This window comes from Ramlibacter sp. (genome assembly GCF_050250995.1).
GTDB lineage: Bacteria > Pseudomonadota > Gammaproteobacteria > Burkholderiales > Burkholderiaceae_C > Ramlibacter.
Genome location: NZ_JBFWNP010000047.1, coordinates 1 through 20,209 on the forward strand (window position 1 = coordinate 1; position 20,209 = coordinate 20,209).

Annotated in this window: 18 protein-coding genes, 1 tRNA gene and 1 pseudogene; 10 read left to right on the forward strand and 10 right to left on the reverse strand. The window is 67.8% G+C overall.

What is annotated here, in order from left to right; all coding sequences use genetic code 11:
• From ndhC to AB7E83_RS22220, 9 genes and pseudogenes are all read right to left on the reverse strand, one after another.
• Positions 1-247, reverse strand: a 247-nt coding sequence (gene ndhC / locus AB7E83_RS22180; protein ID WP_428572997.1) for an NADH-quinone oxidoreductase subunit A, incomplete at its 3' end; no start/stop codon positions are given.
• A 65-nt stretch (positions 248-312) separates the two neighbouring features.
• Positions 313-397 (reverse strand) — tRNA-Leu (locus AB7E83_RS22185).
• A gap of 103 nt (positions 398-500) precedes the next feature.
• Complete coding sequence (gene secG / locus AB7E83_RS22190; protein WP_428572998.1) at positions 501-932, reverse strand: preprotein translocase subunit SecG; 432 nt, start codon at positions 930-932, stop codon at positions 501-503.
• A gap of 29 nt (positions 933-961) precedes the next feature.
• The gene (gene tpiA, locus AB7E83_RS22195; RefSeq protein WP_428572999.1) at positions 962-1,717 is read right to left on the reverse strand and encodes a triose-phosphate isomerase; all 756 of its coding nucleotides are present in this window, start codon (positions 1,715-1,717) and stop codon (positions 962-964) included.
• 12 nt (positions 1,718-1,729) lie between these two features.
• Positions 1,730-2,719: an NAD(P)H-quinone oxidoreductase gene (locus AB7E83_RS22200; protein WP_428573000.1), complete on the reverse strand. Its 990-nt coding sequence runs from the start codon at positions 2,717-2,719 to the stop codon at positions 1,730-1,732.
• A gap of 335 nt (positions 2,720-3,054) precedes the next feature.
• Positions 3,055-5,193 (reverse strand): annotated as a pseudogene (gene pnp, locus AB7E83_RS22205) (polyribonucleotide nucleotidyltransferase); the annotation flags it as partial.
• Positions 5,194-5,384: 191 nt separating this feature from the next.
• On the reverse strand, positions 5,385-5,648 hold the full coding sequence (gene rpsO / locus AB7E83_RS22210; protein ID WP_428573001.1) for a 30S ribosomal protein S15: 264 nt from the start codon (positions 5,646-5,648) through the stop codon (positions 5,385-5,387).
• Between the two features lie 100 nt (positions 5,649-5,748).
• Positions 5,749-6,900 (reverse strand): pyridoxal phosphate-dependent aminotransferase, encoded by a 1,152-nt coding sequence (locus AB7E83_RS22215; RefSeq protein WP_428573002.1) that lies wholly within the window; start codon positions 6,898-6,900, stop codon positions 5,749-5,751.
• 10 nt (positions 6,901-6,910) lie between these two features.
• Entirely contained in the window at positions 6,911-8,179 is a 1,269-nt protein-coding gene (locus tag AB7E83_RS22220; RefSeq protein WP_428573004.1) for a branched-chain amino acid ABC transporter substrate-binding protein, read from the reverse strand.
• Positions 8,180-8,317: 138 nt separating this feature from the next.
• On the opposite strand from AB7E83_RS22220, the gene AB7E83_RS22225 reads away from it, so the two are divergent.
• A complete protein-coding gene (locus AB7E83_RS22225) occupies positions 8,318-8,698 on the forward strand; it encodes an Hsp20/alpha crystallin family protein (RefSeq protein WP_428573005.1) in 381 nt (126 codons plus the stop codon).
• 37 nt (positions 8,699-8,735) lie between these two features.
• Here the strand turns inward: AB7E83_RS22225 and tsaD are convergent, their stop codons facing one another.
• Positions 8,736-9,764 carry a tRNA (adenosine(37)-N6)-threonylcarbamoyltransferase complex transferase subunit TsaD gene (gene tsaD, locus AB7E83_RS22230; protein ID WP_428573006.1) on the reverse strand — a complete coding sequence of 343 codons (1,029 nt, stop codon included), beginning with the start codon at positions 9,762-9,764 and terminating at the stop codon, positions 8,736-8,738.
• 120 nt (positions 9,765-9,884) lie between these two features.
• Here tsaD and AB7E83_RS22235 point away from each other — a divergent pair, with 120 nt between their 5' ends.
• From AB7E83_RS22235 to nirD, 9 genes are all read left to right on the forward strand, one after another.
• Positions 9,885-11,126, forward strand: coding sequence for a nitrate- and nitrite sensing domain-containing protein (locus AB7E83_RS22235; RefSeq protein WP_428573007.1), 1,242 nt, complete (start codon positions 9,885-9,887; stop codon positions 11,124-11,126).
• Between the two features lie 170 nt (positions 11,127-11,296).
• The gene (locus AB7E83_RS22240) at positions 11,297-12,598 is read left to right on the forward strand and encodes a CmpA/NrtA family ABC transporter substrate-binding protein (protein WP_428573008.1); all 1,302 of its coding nucleotides are present in this window, start codon (positions 11,297-11,299) and stop codon (positions 12,596-12,598) included.
• A 13-nt stretch (positions 12,599-12,611) separates the two neighbouring features.
• Positions 12,612-13,472, forward strand: coding sequence for a nitrate ABC transporter permease (gene ntrB, locus AB7E83_RS22245; RefSeq protein WP_428573009.1), 861 nt, complete (start codon positions 12,612-12,614; stop codon positions 13,470-13,472).
• Positions 13,473-13,484: 12 nt separating this feature from the next.
• Positions 13,485-14,336: an ABC transporter ATP-binding protein gene (locus tag AB7E83_RS22250; RefSeq protein WP_428573010.1), complete on the forward strand. Its 852-nt coding sequence runs from the start codon at positions 13,485-13,487 to the stop codon at positions 14,334-14,336.
• Positions 14,337-14,346: 10 nt separating this feature from the next.
• Positions 14,347-16,452, forward strand: coding sequence for an ATP-binding protein (locus AB7E83_RS22255; RefSeq protein WP_428573011.1), 2,106 nt, complete (start codon positions 14,347-14,349; stop codon positions 16,450-16,452).
• Positions 16,453-16,460: 8 nt separating this feature from the next.
• Entirely contained in the window at positions 16,461-16,832 is a 372-nt protein-coding gene (locus AB7E83_RS22260) for a response regulator transcription factor (protein WP_428573012.1), read from the forward strand.
• Between the two features lie 11 nt (positions 16,833-16,843).
• Positions 16,844-17,299, forward strand: coding sequence for a chemotaxis protein CheX (locus AB7E83_RS22265; RefSeq protein ID WP_428573013.1), 456 nt, complete (start codon positions 16,844-16,846; stop codon positions 17,297-17,299).
• A 34-nt stretch (positions 17,300-17,333) separates the two neighbouring features.
• Entirely contained in the window at positions 17,334-19,775 is a 2,442-nt protein-coding gene (gene nirB / locus AB7E83_RS22270; RefSeq protein ID WP_428573014.1) for a nitrite reductase large subunit NirB, read from the forward strand.
• 2 nt (positions 19,776-19,777) lie between these two features.
• A complete protein-coding gene (nirD, locus tag AB7E83_RS22275) occupies positions 19,778-20,200 on the forward strand; it encodes a nitrite reductase small subunit NirD (RefSeq protein ID WP_428573015.1) in 423 nt (140 codons plus the stop codon).
• Positions 20,201-20,209: the final 9 nt, after the last annotated feature.

The following is a 20,209-nucleotide window of genomic DNA, read 5'->3' on the forward strand; positions in this document are numbered from 1 at the left end:
AGAGGAAGGCGATCTCGAGGTCGAACAGGATGAAGAGGATGGCGACGAGGTAGTAGCGCACGTCGAACTTCATGCGCGCGTCTTCGAAGGCCTCGAAGCCGCATTCGTACGGCGAGTTCTTCGCCGCGTCGGGCTTGTGGAAGCCCAGGAATTTGGAGGCGCCCCAGCCGATCACCTGCGGGGCGACACCGACGCCGATGCCGACAAGGATGAACAGGAGGACAGGGAGGTACTGGTCGAGGTTCATCGTTGGAGGCAGGGTCCGGTCCGCGCTGGACGCTCGCGGGTGCGTTGCCCGCGAGCCTGTTGTGTTGGTGCCGTCGGCGAGACTCGAACTCGCACAGCTTTCGCCACTACCCCCTCAAGATAGCGTGTCTACCAATTTCACCACGACGGCTATTTTTACCTTGCCCGGACAGGCGTGAGGACTGCGTTCCGGACAACCATGGAGTGTACTCCGATTCGCGACCGCTTCCTTCGCGGTCGCGTCCCGTGTCGCACTACCGCGCAGGGATTTGCGCGGCGCCCGAGGCGGCGCTGGCGGGCACGGCGGGCGCGGTCGGAATCGCGGCCGTCGCGGCGGACTGCGGCGCGGGGATCAGCGCGGCGCCCGACGCCGGGGCGGCGGGAACGGGCGGCACGGCCGACGCCGGCGCGCCCGCGCGATCGAGCACGCTGCCGCCGTCGACCGGACGCAGGTTGCCGAAGTAGGCGAGCGCGAGCGTGCAGGCGAAGAACACGGCCGCCAGCACGGCGGTCGTGCGGGAGAGAAAGTTCGCGCTGCCCGTCGCGCCGAACAGGCTGCCCGAGGAGCCGCTGCCGAAGGCCGCGCCCATGTCGGCGCCCTTGCCGTGCTGGATGAGGATGAGGCCGATCATGCCGAGGGCCGTGAGCATCTGCACGGCGAGCACGATGGTCAGGATTGCATTCATGGGGTTCGTAGCTCCGAGGGTGTGTGTGCTCAGCGTGACGCCGCGTTCGCCGCGGCCACGATCTGAAGGAAGTCCGCCGACTTGAGCGACGCGCCGCCGATGAGGCCGCCGTCGATGTCGGGCTGCGCGAGCAGCGTGGCGGCATTCGCCGCGTTCATGCTGCCGCCGTAAAGAATGTGGACGCGTTCGGCGTGTTCCGTCGCGGCCGCGAGCTGCTTGCGCAGCAGCGCATGCACCTGCTGCGCCTGCTCGGGCGTCGCGGTCTTGCCGGTGCCGATGGCCCAGACGGGTTCGTAGGCGACGACGATCTCGCTGATGCAGTGGCCGTTGACGTGGATCACCGCGGCCATCTGGCGCTTGACCACGTCCTCGGTCCGCCCGGCTTCGCGCTCGGCGAGGGTCTCGCCCACGCAGACGATGGGCGTGATGCCGCTGGCGAGCGCCGTCTTCGCCTTCTCGGCGACGAGCGCGTCGCTCTCGCCGTGGTATTGCCTGCGCTCGGAATGGCCGACGATCGCGTAACGCACGCCGAACTCGCGCAGCATGGCCGCGCTCACCTCGCCCGTGTAGGCCCCCTGGGCGTGCGGCGACACGTCCTGCGCGCCGAGCTCGAGGGGCGTACCCGCCTTGAGCATCTGCACCTGCGCGAGATACGGCGCGGGCACGCACACGGCCACGAGGCAGGAAGCATCCTTCACGCCCGCCGCGACGGCGCGCACGAGCGCGTCGTTGGCCTCCAGCGTGCCGTTCATCTTCCAGTTGCCGGCGACGAGTTTCTTCTTCATTGCCTCATTGCCTCACTGCCAAGTGAGCACGATCTTGCCGATGTGCTGGTTGGTTTCCATCAGCGCATGCGCCTGCGACGCATCGGCCGCGGCGAACTTGCTGTGAATGACCGGCTTGATCCGGCCGCCTTCGATCAGCGGCCAGACCTTCGCCTTCAGCGAAGAGGCGATGTCCGTCTTGAAGGCGACCGGGCGCGGACGCAGCGTCGAGCCCGTGATGGTCAGGCGCTTGCGCAGCACGAGGCCGGCATTGAATTCGCTCTTCGTGCCGCCCTGGATCGCGATGATCACGAGCCGCCCGTCTTCGCTCAGGCTCTCCACTTCGCGGGCAACGTACGCGCCCGCGACCATGTCGAGGATGACGTCGACGCCCTTGCCTTCGGTGATCGTCTTGATCTCGGCCGCGAAGTCCTGGGTCTTGTAGTTGATCGCCTTGTCTGCCCCCAGCGACAGGCACGCCTGGCATTTCTCGTCGCTGCCCGCGGTCGCGATGACCTTCGCGCCGAGCGCCTTGGCCATCTGGATCGCGGTGACGCCGATGCCGCTCGTGCCGCCCTGCACCATGAACCACTCGCCGGCCTGGAGGCGGCCGCGGTCGAACACGTTGCTCCAGACGGTGAAGAAGGTCTCGGGCAGCGTCGCGGCCTCGATGTCGCTCAGGCCGCCGGGCACCGGCAGGCACTGGCCCACCGGCGCGACGCAGAGCTCGGCATAACCGCCGCCCGCGACGAGCGCGCAGACACGGTCGCCCTTGCTGAAGCCGGCGGCCGCCATCGCCTGCTCGTCGCCGCCGACGATCTCGCCGGCGACTTCGAGGCCCGGGATGTCCGACGCGCCCGGCGGCACGGGGTAGTGCCCCATGCGCTGCAGCACGTCGGGCCGGTTCACGCCGCTTGCTGCGACGCGGATCAGCACCTCACCCGCCGAAGCGACGGGATCGGGCCGCTCGCCGATGCGCAGGACCTCGGGCTTGCCGTACTGGCCAATCTCGACGGCTTTCATGGCGCTCAGGCGTTGCTGCTGCCCGAGCCGCCCTGCGGCGGATACGGGTCGCGCGGCTGCTGCTGCGGCGGCTGCTGCGACGGTTCGCCGTCCTGCACCAGCGGCAGCTGGCCGCCGTCCTGCGGGCGGCGTTCGCCGCGCGTTTCGCCACGCGATTCGCCACGGAACTCGCCGCGATCGCCACGCGGCTCGCGGTCGCCACGGGGTTCGCCCCGGTCGCCACGCGGCTCGCCACGGTCGCCGCGAGGCTCACGGTCGCCGCGCGGGGGACGGTCGCCCCGGTCGCCGCCGCCGCGGTATTCGCCGCGCGGCTCGCGGTCGCCCCGGTACTCGCCGCGCGGCTCGCGACGCTCGCGCGGCGCTTCCTCGGGCATGCCTTCCGGACGATCGAGCAGCGCCTTCATGGACAGCTTCACGCGGCCCTTGTCGTCGGTCTCGAGCACCTTGACCTTGACCACCTGGCCTTCGCTCAGGAAGTCGGTCACCTTCTCCACGCGCTGGTGCGCGATCTGGCTGATGTGCAGCAGGCCGTCCTTACCGGGCAGCAGGTTCACGAGCGCGCCGAAGTCGAGGATCTTGGTGATCGGGCCCTCGTAGACCTTGCCGATCTCGACTTCCGCCGTGATCTGCTCGATGCGCTTCTTCGCCTCGGCGGCCTTGTCGGCGTCGGTCGAGGCGATGGTGATGGTGCCGTCCTCGCCGATGTCGATCTGCGTGCCGGTCTCCTCGGTCAGCGCGCGGATGACCGCGCCGCCCTTGCCGATCACGTCGCGGATCTTCTCGGGGTTGATCTTCATCGTGTAGAGGCGCGGCGCATAGTTGCTGACCTCGGTCTTGGCCTCGCCCATCGCCTCCTGCATCTTGCCGAGGATGTGCATGCGCGCTTCCTTGGCCTGCGCCAGCGCGACCTGCATGATCTCCTTGGTGATGCCCTGGATCTTGATGTCCATCTGCAGCGCGGTGATGCCGTTCGTGGTGCCGGCCACCTTGAAGTCCATGTCGCCCAGGTGATCCTCGTCGCCGAGGATGTCGGTCAGCACGGCGAAGCGGTTGCCGTCCTTGATCAGGCCCATGGCGATGCCCGCGACGTGCGCCTTCATCGGCACGCCCGCGTCCATCAGCGACAGGCAGCCGCCGCAGACCGAGGCCATCGACGAGGAGCCGTTCGACTCCGTGATCTCGGAGACCACGCGCATCGTGTACGGGAACTCTTCCTTCGACGGCAGGCACGGGATGAGCGCGCGCTTGGCCAGCCGGCCGTGGCCGACTTCGCGGCGCTTGGTGGAGCCCATGCGGCCGACTTCGCCGGTGGCGAAGGGAGGCATGTTGTAGTGGAACAGGAAGCGGTCGTGGAACTCGCCGGCGAGCGCGTCGATGCGCTGCGCGTCCTGCTCGGTGCCGAGGGTGGTGATCACGAGCGCCTGCGTCTCGCCGCGCGTGAAGAGCGCCGAGCCGTGGGTGCGGGGCAGCACGCCGGTGCGGATCTCGATGGGGCGCACGGTGCGCGTGTCGCGGCCGTCGATGCGGGGCTCGCCGGAGAGGATCTGGCTGCGCACGATGCGCGCCTCGACGTCGAACAGCAGGCCTTCGACCTTGACGGCGTCGAATTCGCCGCCCTCGGCCTTCAGCGAGGACAGCACGCCGGCGGTCGCTTCGCGAAGGGCTTGCGTGCGGGCCTGCTTGCTGCGGATCTGGTAGGCCGCGCGGATCGGGCCTTCGGCGAGTTGCGTGACCTTGGCGATGAACGCCTCGTCCTTCGCGGGCGGCTGCCAGTCCCACACCGGCTTGCCGGCTTCGCGCACGAGTTCGTGGATGGCGTTGATCGCGATGTTGCCCTGCTCGTGGCCGAAGACCACGGCGCCGAGCATCGCCTCTTCGGACAGCTGCGACGCCTCGGACTCGACCATCAGCACGGCGGCTTCGGTGCCGGCGACCACGAGGTCGAGGCTCGACGACTTGCGCTGCGTCTGGCCGGGGTTGAGCACGTACTCGCCGTTGATGTAGCCCACGCGCGCGGCGCCGATGGGGCCGGCGAAGGGGATGCCCGAGACGGCCAGCGCGGCGGACGTGCCGATCATGGCGGCGATGTCGGCGTCGACTTCCGGGTTCAGGGACACGGTATGGATCACCACGTGGACTTCGTTGAAGAAGCCCTCGGGGAACAGCGGACGGATCGGGCGGTCGATCAGGCGCGAGGTGAGCGTCTCGTGCTCGCTCGGCTTGGCTTCGCGCTTGAAGAAGCTGCCGGGGATCTTGCCGGCGGCGTAGGTCTTCTCGATGTAGTCGACGGTCAGCGGGAAGAAGTCCTGGCCCGGCTTGGCGGACTTGGAGGCGACGACGGTGGCGAGCACCACGGTGTCGTCGATGTTCACCAGCACCGCACCGCCGGCCTGGCGCGCGATTTCGCCGGTTTCCAGGGTGACGGTGTGGCTGCCCCACTGGAAGGTCTTGGTGACTTTGTTGAAGATGCTCATGTTCGCCTTTCGTTGGCTTTGGGGGGCGCCGGGGGCCGAACACGATGCCATTCCATCAGGAACCGGGGGTTCCTCATGGAATGACACAGCGCGCGTTGCAGTCCTCGGCTTCGGAGTGAAAAGTGAAAAACGCCTGAGCTAGAGGTCTCTAACCCAGGCGCTTTCCATGTGCGGTTCGCTTCGCGGTGCGCTTACTTACGCAGGCCGAGCTTGCCGATGAGGGCCGTGTAGCGCTCGGCGTCCGTCTTCTTCAGGTACGCGAGCAGGCTCTTGCGGCTGTTGACCATGCGCAGCAGTCCGCGGCGGCCGTGGTGGTCCTTGGCGTGCGTCTTGAAGTGCGGGGTGAGTTCGTTGATGCGTGCGGTGAGCAGCGCGACTTGAACTTCGGGGCTGCCGGTGTCGTTGGCGCCACGGGCGTGGGCCTTGACGACTTCGGCCTTGTTGAGGGCGGTCATGTCTGTCTTTCCTGGGGTGACTTGCGCCGTCGCGGGAATTCGCGGCGGCGTGCGCTCTGCGGGGAGCAAAGCCTTGGAATTATAACGCGCTGCCGCGAGTTCAGCCCAGCCATCGCCGAAGGCGCGCCACGCCCTCGACCAGCCGCGCCGGATCCTTGCTCGCGAAACACCAGCGCAGCCACCCCTGCGCCTCCGGCGCGAAGGCATTGCCGGGGGCGAGACCCAGGCCCGCTTCGGCCACCAGCCGCTTGGCGACGGCCAGGCTGTCGTCGAAACCGTCGAGCTGGAAAAAGGCATACATGCCGCCCCGGGCCGGCTGGACCCGGACCCGCGGCAACTGCTGCAGGAGCGGCACGAGCGTGTCGCGGCAAAGCTTGAGATGCGCCACCACGCGCGGCGTCACCTCGTCCGTGCGCTCGATGGCGACCTGCGCGGCGCGCTGCGTGAAAACGCTGGCGCACGAGGTGTTGAACTCGATGAGCTTGCCCATGTGATGCGTCAGCATCGTCGGCATCACGAGCCAGCCCAGCCGCCAGCCGGTCATGAGGAAACTCTTGGAGAAGCTGTGCGCGACGACGAGCCGGTCGTCGGCCGTTGCGAGGTCGAGAAAGCTCGGCGCGCAGCGGTTCGGCGTGTCCTCGTAGTACAGGCGTTCGTAAACCTCGTCCGCCAGGATCCACGTCCCCGTCTTGCGGCAGTGATCGAGGATCGCCTGCTGTTCCTCGCGCCCGAGCGTCCACCCCGTGGGGTTGTTCGGCGCATTGATCACGAGCAGCCGGGTGCCGGGCGTCACCGCGGCGAGCAGTTCGTCGACATCGAGCTTCCACTCCCCCTCGTGGGGCTTCAACGACACCCGCACCAGATCGGCGCCCAGGATGACCGGCTGCGCGGTGAGGTTCGGCCACACCGGCGTCACGCACACCACGCGGTCGCCCGCATCCACCAGCGCCTGGACCGCGAGCATCAGCGCATTCACGCCGCCGGAGGTGATGGCGATCCGCTCGCTCGCGACGGGCCCGTGCAGCTTCGTCGTGTATGCGGCCACCGCCTCGCGCAACTCGGGCAGGCCGAGGTTGTGCGCGTAGAAGGTCTCGCCCTTGCGGATCGATTCGATGGCGGCTTCGCGGATGAATTCCGGCGTGGCTTCGTCGCTCTCGCCGAACCAGAACGCGAGCACGTCCGCGCGGCCCATTCCCGCGTTGGCGACTTCGCGGATTTTCGATTCTTCTAGATTCTGGATGGCGGTGCGCATTCCTGGAGTTTCACCCAGGTCGGATCATCCTGCAGGTGTGGGGCATTTCGGCCTGGTTCGGCGCCACGCGGCGGACCACGCGAAAGCCATACCCCGACCCCTCCACGTCGAACTTCACGCCCGGCGTGCCCTGGCGGTCCATCACGCCGACGGCGAGCCCCTGCTGGAACTGGTGGTCCGCCGCGCGCATCGTGCCGGTCTGGCCCGCGAACGTCACCGAGACCCGCTCCAGCGCCGTCGCCACGGCGACCGCCTCCACCGTCCCCGCGCGGTCGATCGCCTGCGCGAGCGCCTCGATCATCAGCTGCATCCGCATGTGGACGTAATCGTCCGCAGGGCTGGGATAGCGCTGGCGGAAGGCGCGGTAGAACGCCTCGCTCTCCGCCGTGGGCACGTTGGGCAGCCAGTCGGCCACGGCGAACACGCGGCCGATGCCCGCCTCGCCCATCGCCGCCGGCGCACCCAGCGCATTGCCGTAGAAAGTGTAGAAGCGGCCGTCGAATCCGGCCTCGCGCGCGGCCTTCACGAGCAGCGTGAGGTCCGCACTGAAGTTGCCGGTGATCACCGCGTCGGCCCCGCTCGCCTTGATCTTCGATGCATACGGCGCGAAGTCCTTGATGCGCAGGAGCGGATGCAGCTCGTCGCCGACGATGGCCACGTCCGGCCGCTGCGCGCCCAGCTGCCGCCGCGCCTCCCGCAGCACGGCCTGGCCGAAGCTGTAGTCCTGCCCGAGCAGGTACACCGACTTCAGCGCCTTGTCCTCCTTCATCACGGACATCAGCGCGGCCATGCGCATGTCGGCGTGAGCGTCGAAGCGGAAATGCCAGAAGCTGCATTTCTCGTTCGTCAGGATAGGGTCGACCGCGGAGTAGTTGAGGAAGACCACCCTGCGCTGCGGCTCGCGTTCGTTGTGCTTGTTGATCGCATCGATCAGCGCGGCCGCCACCGACGACAGATTGCCCTGCACGATGAAGCGCGCGCCGTCGTCGATGGCCGACTTCAGCGCCGAGAGCGCCTCCTCGATCTGGCCCTTGCTGTCGTAGCGAACCAGCTCGAGCATGCGCGCGCCGTCGCGGGTCTTCACGCCGCCGCGCTGGTTGACGCGCTCCACGGCCCACACGAGGTTGCGGAAGACCGCCTCGCCGCCGTTGGCGTTTCCGCCGGAGAGGCCTTCGACCATGGCGATCCGGATCGTCTCGACGCGGGGCTGGGCGAACACGGCCGGCGTCAATAGGGTCAGGCCGGCGCTTTTCAAGAGCAGGCGGCGCGCAATTTTCATGGAAAAACTTTCTTGAAAAACTTCGAGATGCGCACACCTCTTGCGGTGCGGCGATTACTGTTGGCGCCGCAAAGTTTACGGGGGTAGCGGTACGAATCCGTGCCGAGCCACCCGCTTTCAACGCCAAGGAGACCTGCCATGTTCTACGCCCCTGTCCTTCGCACCCGCGGCTACGTTCCCGCTGCCCGCACGCTCGACCGCAGCTTCGACCGCTTCATCAACGACACCTTCTTCAGCCCCGCCCAGAGCGGCGTGCAGGTCACCCAGGACGACAGCGCCTGGACCGTGACGCTCGACCTGCCCGGCGTGGCGCGTGACCAGCTCACCGTCGACGTCGAAGGCGCCGCCGTCCGGATCGCCACGACCGAGACCGCGCAGCGCAAGTTCAAGGCTGCCTACGAGCTGCCGGAGGAGATCGATGTCGAGGCGACCGAAGCGAAGCTCGAGAACGGCGTCCTGACGCTGAAGCTCGGCAAGAAGAAGCCGGTGTCGAACGCGCGGTCGATCGAGGTGAAGTAACGTCGGACGTCATTCCCGCGAAGGCGGGGACGACGAATCAAACCTCCGCCAGAGGCCACCTCGGTTTCACGTCGAAAGCGTAGACCGTGGTGGCCTCCTGCATTCCGGCCTGCAGGCGCATGGCCGCGGCCATGGCGATCATCGCGCCGTTGTCGGTACACAGGTGCAGCTCCGGGTAGTGCACGCGCACCCCTCTCTTCGCGCAGGCGGCATTCAGCTGCTCGCGCAGCACGCGGTTGGCGCCCACGCCGCCCGCCACCACCAGACGCTTCTCCCCGGTGCGGTCCAGCGCCGCAAGGGACTTCTTCACCAGCACCTCGACGATGGCCGCCTCGGTCGACGCGGCGAGGTCCGCCGTGCGCGCACCAAGTTCGTCCCCCAGCTTCTTCGCCTGCGTGAGCACGGCGGTCTTGAGGCCCGCGAAGGAAAAATCCAGGTCGCCGCTGTGCAGCAGCGGGCGCGGCAGCTTGAACGCGGTGCCGCTGCCGCCCTGCGCCGTGCGCGACAAGGCCGGCCCGCCCGGGTAGCCGAGGCCGAGCAGCTTCGCCGACTTGTCGAAGGCTTCGCCCGCCGCGTCGTCGATGGTTTCTCCGAGGAGCTCGTAGCGGCCCACGCCCTCCACCCGCATCAACTGCGTATGCCCCCCGGAGACGAGCAGCGCGACGAAGGGAAAGGACGGCGGATCGGCGCTGAGGAACGGCGAGAGCAGATGCCCCTCGAGGTGATGCACGCCCAGAACCGGCTTGCCGAGCGACGCGCCGAGCGCGCAGGCCACGCCGGCGCCCACCAGCAGTGCGCCGGCCAGGCCCGGCCCGCGCGTGTAGGCCACCACGTCGACGTCCTCCACGGTCCAGCCCGCTTCGGCCAGCGCGTGACGCGCGAGCGGCAGCACGCGCCGGATGTGATCCCGGCTGGCGAGTTCGGGCACCACCCCGCCATAGGCCTGGTGCATTTCCACCTGGCTGTGGAGGGCCTGGCCGCGCAAAACGGGCAGCTGCGACCCCAGCGCCTCGACCAGCGCGACGCCCGTCTCGTCGCACGAGGACTCGATGCCCAGAACCTTCACGCAGCCTCCGCCCGATGGACCCCGGAGGGGATTGCAAAGCATGGAAAGGCCGACGGGAGCATCATCATGTTCCGCCCAGTTTAAGTGCGCGGCACGGTTGTTGCTGGTGCAAGGCCATCCATGAAGTCGGGACTGAGTTTTCTCCTCGCCGCTCGCGAATGCGAGATCGCCGAGCTCGAGCGCCTTGCGCAGACGAGCGAGCTCGTGAGCATGCTCGGCCGCTTCATCCACGCGGTGCAACGCGAACGAGGCATGTCGAACATCTACATCGCCTCCGGCGGCAAGCGGGCCTCCGGCGAGCGCGGGCTGCTCGCCCTGCAGACCGACGCCGGCCACCGCGAAGTGCTGGCGCAGTTCGACGCGCTCGACACCGAGCCGAGGCGCGCGCACAACGGCGCGCGCCTCTTCAGCCGCATCGCCGTGGTGCTGCACGGGCTCGAAGGCCTGCCCGAGCTGCGCGAACGCGTGAGCCAACTGGAGATTTCCAGCGCCGAGGCGACGGGCGCCTACTCCCGCATCGTGTCCAGCCTGCTCGCCGTCGTCTTCGAGGCCGCCGACAGCGCGGGCGACCCCGAGATCTCGCGCGCGCTGGTGGCGATGTTCAATTTCATCCAGGGCAAGGAGTTCGCGGGGCAGGAGCGCGCGGTGGGCGGCGGCGTCTTCGCCTCGGGGCGCGTCGACGCGACTGCGCGCCAGCAGTGGACGCACCTCATCGACCTGCAGCAGGGCTGCTTCCAGCTTTTCCTCGATTTCTCCGATCCCGGCGTGCTGGCCGTCGAGCATGCGAGCCACGACCTCGCCATCGACGCCGACATCGAGCGCATGCGCCGCCTCGCCACGTCCCCCTCGCCGCGCAAGGAGGTCGACACGGCCCTGACCGAGCGCTGGTACGAGGCCTGCACCCAGCGCCTCGATGCGATGCGCACCGTCGAGGACGCGCTCGCGCTGAACCTGCGCCGCGTCTGCGCGCGCCAGATCGAGCATGCGCGCGAGGAACTGCGCGACCAGCAGGCGCTGCTCGCCGAGCTGCTGCGCCCTCCGGGGGAGTTGGGGGAGTTGCCGGCCACGCTGCCATCGCGCTTCGGCCCCAATCTCGAGCGTTCGATCGTCGCGATGGTGCAGGACCAGTCGAAGCGGCTGCAGGCGGTGAGCAATGAACTCGACACCGTGAAGGCCGCGCTCAACGACCGCAAGGTGGTCGAGCGCGCGAAGGGCCTGCTGATGGCGCATCGCCAGCTCACAGAAGACGAGGCGCACCGCGTGCTGCGCACGATGGCGATGAACCAGAACCGGCGGCTGGTGGATGTGGCCGAGGCCATCCTGACGATGGCCGAGGTGCTGCCGGGGCGCACACACACATGATTTTGCAAAGCTGGCACGGTCCCTGCTAACTCTCCGTCAAGCCCGGGCCAACGTCGGCCCGGGCGCACCGGACAACGGCGTCCATCTCCCGCAGGCCTCCACTCGGCCAGGCGGTCGATGGGCGCCATTTTTTTTGGATTTTCTTTCTTCAAGCCACCAGGAGCCCGCCCATGAACGACGCATCTTCCTCCACTCCTCTGTCGCGCCGCACCCTGCTGCAAGGCGCCGGCGCCGCCGCCGTGGGCAGCCTGCTGCCGGTGGCAAGCGTGCGCGCGCAGGCCGCGCTGGAGACCAAAGCCGCGAAGCTGGGCTTCATCGCGCTCACCGACGCCGCGCCGCTCTTCGTGGCCGACGAGAAGGGCTTCTTCAAGAAGCACGGCATGACGGACGTCGAGGTGCTCAAGCAGGCGTCCTGGGGCACCACGCGCGACAACCTGGTGCTCGGCTCGAAGAACAACGGCATCGACGGCGCGCACATCCTCACGCCGATGCCCTACCTGATCACAACGGGCGCCGTGACGGCGAACAACGTGCAGGTGCCCATGAACATCCTCGCGCGCCTGAACCTCGGCGGCCAGTGCATCTCGGTGGCCGAGGAATACAAGGGCCTGAAGGTCGGCGTCGACACCAAGGAGTTCGGCAAGGCGCTGCTCGCCAAGCGCATCAAGACGGGCAAGCCCGTCAACGCCGCGATGACCTTCCCCGGCGGCACGCACGACATGTGGATTCGCTACTGGATGGCCGCGGGCGGCGTGGACCCCAACAAGGACATCAACACCATCGTCGTGCCGCCCGCGCAGATGGTGGCGAACATGAAGGTCGGCAGCATGGACAGCTTCTGCGTGTGCGAACCGTGGAACCTGCAGCTGATCAACCAGAAGATCGGCTACACCGCGCTCACGACCAGCGAGCTGTGGATGAACCATCCCGAGAAGGCGTTCGCGATGCGCGCCGACTGGGTGCAGGCGAACCCCAACTCGACCAAGGCGCTGCTCAAGGCGGTGATGGAAGCGCAGATGTGGTGCGAGGATCCGAAGAACCGCGCCGAGGTCGCCGAGATCTGCTCGCGCCGCCGCTGGATCAGCGCCCCCGTCGCCGACGTGCTGGATCGCGTGAAGGGCGACTTCGACTACGGCACCGGGCGCGTCGAGAAGAACAGCAAGTTCCAGATGCGCTACTGGAAGGACCAGGCGAGCTACCCCTTCCAGAGCCACGACCTGTGGTTCCTCACCGAGAACATCCGCTGGGGCTACCTGCCCGCGAACCTCGACACCAAGGCGCTCATCGCCAAGGTGAATCGCGAAGACATCTGGCGCGTCGCGGCGAAGGAACTCGGCGTCGCCGCCGCGGACATTCCCGCATCCACCTCGCGCGGCGTCGAGAAGTTCTTCGACGGCAAGGTGTTCGATCCGGCGAATCCGAAGAAGTACCTCGACTCGCTGTCGATCAAGTACCTGAAGAACGCAGCCTGAACGGAGTGATCCAATGACTGCCGAAACCATCGAATCCTTCCCGCTCGCGCAGCCGGCCGAGCCCGGCCCGCTGCGCGCCTTCCTGCTGCGCGCGATCCGCGGCTTCGTCACGCACGTGCTGCCGCCGCTCATCGTCATCGGCCTGCTCCTGCTCGTGTGGCAGATGCTCGGCTCGCGCCCGGGCTCGGGCCTGCCGGCGCCGAGCAAGGTGGTGCAGGAGACCTGGGAGCTCATCGTCAATCCGTTCTATGACCGCGGCGGCAACGACGTGGGCATCGGCTGGCAACTGCTCGCGAGCCTGAAGCGCGTGGCCTACGGCTACTCGCTCGCCGTCGTCGCGGGCGTGAGCCTCGGCGTGCTGGTCGGCCAGTCGACCTGGGCGCTGCGCGGCCTCGACCCCGTGTTCCAGGTGCTGCGCACCGTGCCGCCGCTCGCGTGGCTGCCGATCTCGCTCGCGGGCTTCCGCGACGGCCATCCGTCCGCGATCTTCGTGATCTTCATCACCTCGATCTGGCCGATCATCATCAACACGTCCATCGGCATCCGCAACATTCCGCAGGACTACACGAACGTGTCGAAGGTGATCCGGCTCAACGGCTTCGAGTACTTCGCCAAGATCATGCTGCCGGCCGCCGCGCCCTTCATCTTCTCGGGGTTGCGCATCGGCGTGGGCCTGTCCTGGCTCGCCATCGTCGCGGCGGAGATGCTGATCGGCGGCGTGGGCATCGGCTTCTTCATCTGGGACGCGTGGAACTCCTCGCGCATCAGCGACATCGTTCTGGCCCTGCTCTACGTCGGCCTGATCGGCTTCGCACTCGACCGCATCGTCGCCTTCATCGGCAAGAAGGTCACACGCGGCACCTCGGCCAGCTGACGGAGAAAACTCATGAGCAATCCCTACCTCACCCTCTCTCGCGTCGACATGACCTTCGGCGCGGGCGCCGCCGCCAACCCGGTGCTCAAGGGCATTGACCTCGAAGTCCAGCGCGGCGAGTTCATCTCGCTCATCGGGCACTCGGGCTGCGGCAAGTCCACGGTGCTCAACATCGTGGCCGGGCTGCTGAAGGCCACGTCGGGCGGCGTCATCCTCGACAGCCGGGAAGTGAACGCGCCCGGCCCCGACCGCGCCGTCGTGTTCCAGAACCATTCGCTGCTGCCCTGGCTCACCGTGTACCAGAACGTGGAGATCGCGGTCGAGAAGATCTTCCGCGACACGCGCACCAAGGCCGAGCGCAAGGAGTGGATCCTGCACAACCTGCGGATGGTGCATATGGAGCATGCGCTGCACCGCCTGCCCTCCGAGATCTCGGGCGGCATGAAGCAGCGCGTGGGCATCGCCCGGGCGCTGGCAATGGAGCCCAAGGTGCTGCTGCTCGACGAGCCCTTCGGCGCGCTCGACGCGCTGACGCGCGCGCATCTGCAGGACGAGGTGATCCGCATCCAGGCCGATCTCGGCAACACGGTGATGATGATCACGCACGACGTGGACGAGGCGGTGTTGCTGTCCGACCGCGTGGTGATGATGACGAACGGCCCCTCGGCGACCATCGGGCAGATCCTCGACATCGACCTGCCGCGGCCGCGCAACCGCATCGCGCTGGCCGAGAACGCGACCTACAACCATTGCCGCCAGGAGATCCTGAGCTTCCTGTACGAGAAGCAGCGCAAGGTGGAGCCCATCTCGGCGCGCGCGGCCAAGGCCGCACCGGCAAAGGAAACCGTGGCGCTGCGCGCCTGAGGACACCGGGATGGCCGCAGTACTGCCCCTGGATTCCGTCGCCGCGCCGGCAGGTCGCGTGCGCCAGCCGCGCGCGGCGTCCCGCGCCTTCGCCTTCGGCAAGTACCGCGAGATCATCGTCGCGGTCGCGTTCTTCCTGCTGTTCGACCTCGGCGTGCTGGTCCTGAACTTCTACACGTCGTTCAAGATCGACCAGGACACGGTGGCCATCAACCTCGCGGGGCGGCAGCGCTACACCTCGCAGCGCATCGCCCGGACCCTGCTCGAGCTCGACGCGGCGCGCGCGGCCGGTCAGGGCCATTCGGCCGCCACGCTCGCGGAGCTGCGCGGCGGCGTCCGCATCTTCGACATCTCGCAGACCGCGTTCAAGACCGGCAGCACGGTCCCCGGCGGCGACGGCAAGCCGGTGTTCCTGGAAGCCGTGACCTCGGAGCGCGGCCGCGCGCTCGAGGCGGACATCGATGCGGTGTGGAAACCCTACCTCGAGAAATTGCAGCCGCTGATGAAGGACGGCTTCACGAACGAGGAGCTTGCCGCCGCCCTCGCCTACAGCCAGGCGAACAACAGCAAGCTGCTTTCCATCGCGAACGACTTCGTGACCGAGACGCAGCAGCTCGGCGCGTCGCGGGCCAGCACGCTGCGCATGGTGCAGACGGGCGGCATCCTGCTCGCGCTGCTCAACTTCGCGTTCATCCTGTTCAAGTTCCTGCGGCGGCTGCAGACCTCGGACGCCGCGATCGAAGCGGCGAACGACGAGAACCGCGAAATCCTGCAGAGCGTGCGAGAAGGCCTCTTCCTCATCACGCCCGACTTCCGGCTCGGCTCGCAGCTCTCCAAATCGGCGCGCACGCTGTTCGGCCGCGAGATCGCGCCCGGCGACAACTTCTTCGCCCTGCTCGCGCCGCTCCTGAACGACAAGGCGCTGGTCGATGCGCGCGACTATGTGGAGCTGCTCTTCTCCCCGCACGTGAAGGAGGCCCTGGTGCAGGGCATCAACCCCCTGTCGGAAGTCGAGGCCGTCATCAAGAACCGCCTGGGCGTCGAAGTCACGCGCCACCTCTCGTTCCACTTCAACCGCGTCCAGGATGGCGGCGCGGTGCGCCACCTGCTCGTGACGGTGCAGGACATCTCGCAGCGCGTCGAGCTGGAGCAGAAGCTGAACACCGAGCGGCTGCGTTCGCAGAAGGAATTCGCGATGCTGCTGAAGGCGGTGGACGCCGACCCCGCGCTGCTGCGCCAGTTCGTCGCCCGCGCCGAGGCGCTGCTGCTCGAGGTCAACGACCTGCTGCGCTCGACCTCCGCCGCGCATGGCGAGGCCGCGATGCTCAAGCACGTCGACGAGGCGCGGCGCCGCGTGCACGCGATCAAGGGCGATGCGGCGACGCTCGGCCTCGAAACGCTGGCGAGCCAGGCGCACCAGTTCGAAAACGATCTCGAGCGCGTGCGGCAAGGCGGTGGCGACGTCGGCGCGGCGCTTCTCGCACTTCCCATGCCGCTGGAGGAACTGCTCAACAAGGTGGCCGCGCTCAAGAGCCTGGCCGGCATGAACCGCGCATCCGCGCCTGCCGCGGCCGACTTCGACGGGCTGCTTCGCCGCCTCGCCGGCGACGTCGCGCGGGATCACGGCAAGCAGGTCGAAGCCGAGGTGGACGTCTCGCTCGCCGCGCTGCCGCCGGCCGAGTCCGACCTCGTGCGCGAAGTCTCCGTTCAGTTGCTGCGCAACGCAGTGGTGCATGGCGTCGAGTCCCCGGCCTCGCGCCGCGCGGCCGGCAAGCCCGCGGCCGGCCAGGTCGCGGTACGCCTGCTGCGCGGCGAGGGGGAATGGACGCTCTCGGTGCGCGACGATGGCGCGGGCCTGTCGGCGCCGCGCATCCGCCGCAAGCTGATCGAACTCGGCTGGTACACGGCCGAACAGCTCGAGAACTTCAACGACCGCCAGGTCGTGGCGCACATCTTCAAGCCCGGCTTCTCCACGGCCGGCGCCGTCGACATGCATGCCGGCCGCGGCGTGGGCCTCGACGTCGTGCAGGCGAACGTGCAGCGCCTCGGCGCGCGCATCCAGCTCTCGTCCACGCCGGGCGAGTTCACCGAATTCAAGATCCGCTTCGCGGCCTAGGAGCATTCATGCGTCTCCTCATCGTCGACGACTCCAACATGATCCGCTCGCGCATCTCGCGCGTGGTGCAAAGCGGCGGCGTCTCCAACATCTCGCTGGTGGGCCTCGCGCGCAACGGCGCGGAGGCGCTGCGCATCGCCCGGGCCACCCAGCCCGACGTGGTGACGATGGACCTGACCATGCCCGAGATGGACGGCGTGGAATGCATCGGCGAGCTGATCCGGCTCTTCCCGAAGACGCACATCCTCGTGGTGAGCGCGCTGTCGGACAAGTCCACCGCCATCGCCGCGCTGAAGCTCGGCGCGCGCGGCTTCCTCGCCAAACCCTTCACCGACGACGAGCTCAAGATGGCGCTGCTCGACGTCGTCGCGACGCACTGAGGAGGATCGTCATGGACGCACTGAACGAATCCGAACTCAAGCTCTTCGTCGACTCCGTGCGGCGCTACTTCCAGGTGATCGCCAAGCAGGAGCCGCAGATCACCTCGGCCTACCTCGCCACGGGCGACCTCGACGCGCACGAGTTCAACGGCATCGTCGCGTTCTCGGGCACCTACAACGGCCACGTGATGGTGTCCATGCCCTCGCAACTGCTGAAGGAACTGCTCCTCCTGCAAGGCGAGACGGACGTCTCGGAGGGCAACCTGCTGGACGCGGTGGGCGAGATCGCCAACACGCTCGGCGGCAATGCCCGCAAGACGCTCGGCGCGGGCCTGCAGATTTCGGTGCCGGTCAAGCTGCGCGGCGTCTCGGGCATCACCGCGCGCGTGCGCAAGCACCCGTACGTGATCACGATGCGCTGGAACCACCAGCCGGCGCTCGTGTGCGTGGACATGAGCAAGCGCTGATGGCCGCCCTCCCCCCATTCCCCGGAGAAACGAAGTGAAGAAATCCAGGCTCGTCATGATCGGCAACGGCATGGCCGGCGTCCGCACGATCGAGGAGTTGCTGAAGATCCAGCCCGAGCTTCACGACATCACGGTATTCGGTGCGGAGCCGCATCCCAACTACAACCGCATCCTGCTGTCGCCCGTGCTCGCCGGCGAACAGACGGTCGACGAGATCGTGCTGAATTCATGGGAGTGGTATCGCGAGAACGGCATCACGCTGCATGCCGGCAAGAAGGTCGTGGAGGTCGACCGCGTGCGCCGCATCGTGCGCGCGGAGGACGGCACCGAGGCCGAATACGACCGCCTGCTGCTCGCGACCGGCTCCAACCCCTTCATCCTGCCCGTTCCCGGCAAGGACCTCGCGGGCGTGATCGCCTACCGGGACATCGCGGACACCGAGGCGATGATCGACGCGGCGCGGAAATTCAGCAAGGCCGTGGTCATCGGCGGCGGCCTGCTGGGCCTCGAGGCGGCCAACGGCCTGAAGCTGCGCGGCATGGATGTGACCGTCGTCCACGTCATGCCCTGGCTCATGGAGCGACAGCTCGACGACGTGGCGGGCAGGATGCTGCAGAAGTCGCTGGAGGACCGCGGCCTGAAGTTCCTGATCGGCGCGCAGACGCAGGAGCTCGTGGGCGGAGACGATGGCCGCGTGAAGAAGATCAGGTTCAAGGACGGCAGCGAGATCGACGCCGACCTCGTGGTCATGGCCGTGGGCATCCGCCCGAACACGGCGCTTGCCGAGGCGATGCGCATTCATTGCAACCGGGGCATCGTCGTCAACGACACGATGCAGACCGTGACCGATGCGCGCGTGTACGCGGTCGGCGAATGCGCGGCGCACCGCGGCATCGCCTACGGCCTGGTCGCGCCGCTGTTCGAGCAGGCGAAGGTCGCCGCGAATCACCTCGCGCAGTTCGGCATCGGCCGCTACAGCGGCTCGCTCACGTCCACCAAGCTCAAGGTCACGGGCATCGACCTCTTCTCGGCCGGCGAGTTCATGGGCGGCGAAGGGACCGAGGAAATCGTGATGTCCGACCCCTTCGGCGGCGTCTACAAGAAGCTCGTGATCAAGGACGACAAGCTCGTGGGCGCCTGCCTGTACGGCGACACGGTCGACGGCAGCTGGTATTTCAAGCTGCTGCGCGACGGACGCAGCGTGAGCGACCTGCGCGACAAGCTCATGTTCGGCGAGTCCAACATCGGCGACACGGGGCACGAGGGCCACAGCAAGGCGGCGACGATGCCCGACGACGCCGAGGTGTGCGGCTGCAATGGCGTGAACAAGGGCACGATCTGCAAGGCGATCAAGGAGAAGGGCTTGTTCACCCTCGACGAGGTGCGCAAGCAGACGAAGGCGAGCGCGTCCTGCGGCTCCTGCACCGGCCTCGTCGAGCAGATCCTGATGTTCACCGCGGGCGGCGACTACTCCGCCGCGCCGAAGAAGAAGGCGCTGTGCGGCTGCACGGACCACAGCCATCAGGACGTGCGCGAGGCGATCCGCGCGGGCAAGCTGCTGACCATCGCGAACACGATGAAGGCGCTGGACTGGCGCACGCCCAACGGCTGCGCGACCTGCCGCCCGGCGATCAACTACTACCTGATTTCCACCTGGCCGAAGGAGGCGCGGGACGATCCGCAGTCGCGCTACATCAACGAGCGCAGCCACGCGAACATCCAGAAGGACGGCACCTATTCGGTCATCCCGCGCATGTGGGGCGGCGAGACGACGGCGGCGGAACTGCGCCGCATCGCGGATGCGGTGGACAAGTACAAGATCCCGACCGTGAAGGTCACCGGCGGCCAGCGCATCGACCTGCTCGGCGTGAAGAAGGAGGACCTGCAGGGCGTGTGGCAGGACATCGGCATGCCCTCGGGCCATGCGTACGCCAAGGCGCTGCGCACCGTGAAGACCTGCGTGGGCAGCGAGTGGTGCCGCTTCGGCACGCAGGATTCCACGCAGATGGGCAAGGACCTCGAGCGGGCGCTCTGGCGCATGTACGCGCCGCACAAGGTGAAGCTCGCGGTGTCGGGCTGCCCGCGCAACTGCGCGGAGTCGGGCATCAAGGACGTCGGCGTGATCGGCGTCGACTCCGGCTGGGAGATCTACGTCGGCGGCAACGGGGGCATCAAGACGGAGGTGGCGCACTTCTTCGTGAAGCTCAAGACCGCCGAGGAAGTGCTGGAGTACAGCGGCGCCTTCCTGCAGTTGTATCGCGAGGAAGGCTGGTACCTCGAGCGCACGGTGCATTACATCGCGCGCGTGGGGCTCGACTACGTGAAGAAGAAGATCCTCGACGATGCCGAGGGCCGCAAGGCGCTGTGGGAGCGGCTGCAGTTCAGCCTGGACGGCGAGCCCGATCCGTGGTTCGAGCACGAGAAAGCGCGGGTCGACGTGAAGCAGTTCGATCGCATCGAGGTGGCGAAGGTATGAACATGGGCGAATGGACTTTGATCTGCCGCGTGGACGAGATTCCCGTGCTGGGGTCGCGCCGCGTCGGAAGGCCGCGTGGCATGGACGTCGCCGTGTTCCGCAACGACCAGGACCAGGTGTTCGCGCTGCTCGACCGCTGCCCGCACAAGGGCGGGCCGCTGTCGCAGGGCATCGTGTTCGGCACGAGCGTCGCCTGCCCGCTGCACAACTGGACGATCGGCCTCGCCGATGGCTGCGCGAAGTCGCCCGACGAAGGCTGCACGCCGAAGTTCGGCGTGAAGGTCGATCAGGGCGCGGTGTACCTGAGCGCGGTGGAACTCGCGAGCCTCGCCATCGATGCCGTGCCTCCGAAAGCGGGGCCTTGCGCGTCGTCGGGTGCGGTGGGCGACGCGACGCACGACGTGCAGGCGCCGCACACGGCATGAGGCATCGCG

Coding starts and splice junctions, on each gene's coding strand:
- secG (WP_428572998.1), bottom strand. CDS start 932: ATGAATGCAATCCTGACCATCGTGCTCGCCGTGCAGATGCTCACGGCC.
- nirD (WP_428573015.1), top strand. CDS start 19,778: ATGGGCGAATGGACTTTGATCTGCCGCGTGGACGAGATTCCCGTGCTG.
- AB7E83_RS22250 (WP_428573010.1), top strand. CDS start 13,485: ATGAGCAATCCCTACCTCACCCTCTCTCGCGTCGACATGACCTTCGGC.
- AB7E83_RS22200 (WP_428573000.1), bottom strand. CDS start 2,719: ATGAAAGCCGTCGAGATTGGCCAGTACGGCAAGCCCGAGGTCCTGCGC.
- AB7E83_RS22225 (WP_428573005.1), top strand. CDS start 8,318: ATGTTCTACGCCCCTGTCCTTCGCACCCGCGGCTACGTTCCCGCTGCC.
- AB7E83_RS22220 (WP_428573004.1), bottom strand. CDS start 8,179: ATGAAAATTGCGCGCCGCCTGCTCTTGAAAAGCGCCGGCCTGACCCTA.
- tpiA (WP_428572999.1), bottom strand. CDS start 1,717: ATGAAGAAGAAACTCGTCGCCGGCAACTGGAAGATGAACGGCACGCTG.
- rpsO (WP_428573001.1), bottom strand. CDS start 5,648: ATGACCGCCCTCAACAAGGCCGAAGTCGTCAAGGCCCACGCCCGTGGC.
- AB7E83_RS22235 (WP_428573007.1), top strand. CDS start 9,885: ATGAAGTCGGGACTGAGTTTTCTCCTCGCCGCTCGCGAATGCGAGATC.
- AB7E83_RS22215 (WP_428573002.1), bottom strand. CDS start 6,900: ATGCGCACCGCCATCCAGAATCTAGAAGAATCGAAAATCCGCGAAGTC.
- AB7E83_RS22255 (WP_428573011.1), top strand. CDS start 14,347: ATGGCCGCAGTACTGCCCCTGGATTCCGTCGCCGCGCCGGCAGGTCGC.
- ntrB (WP_428573009.1), top strand. CDS start 12,612: ATGACTGCCGAAACCATCGAATCCTTCCCGCTCGCGCAGCCGGCCGAG.
- AB7E83_RS22260 (WP_428573012.1), top strand. CDS start 16,461: ATGCGTCTCCTCATCGTCGACGACTCCAACATGATCCGCTCGCGCATC.
- AB7E83_RS22265 (WP_428573013.1), top strand. CDS start 16,844: ATGGACGCACTGAACGAATCCGAACTCAAGCTCTTCGTCGACTCCGTG.
- AB7E83_RS22240 (WP_428573008.1), top strand. CDS start 11,297: ATGAACGACGCATCTTCCTCCACTCCTCTGTCGCGCCGCACCCTGCTG.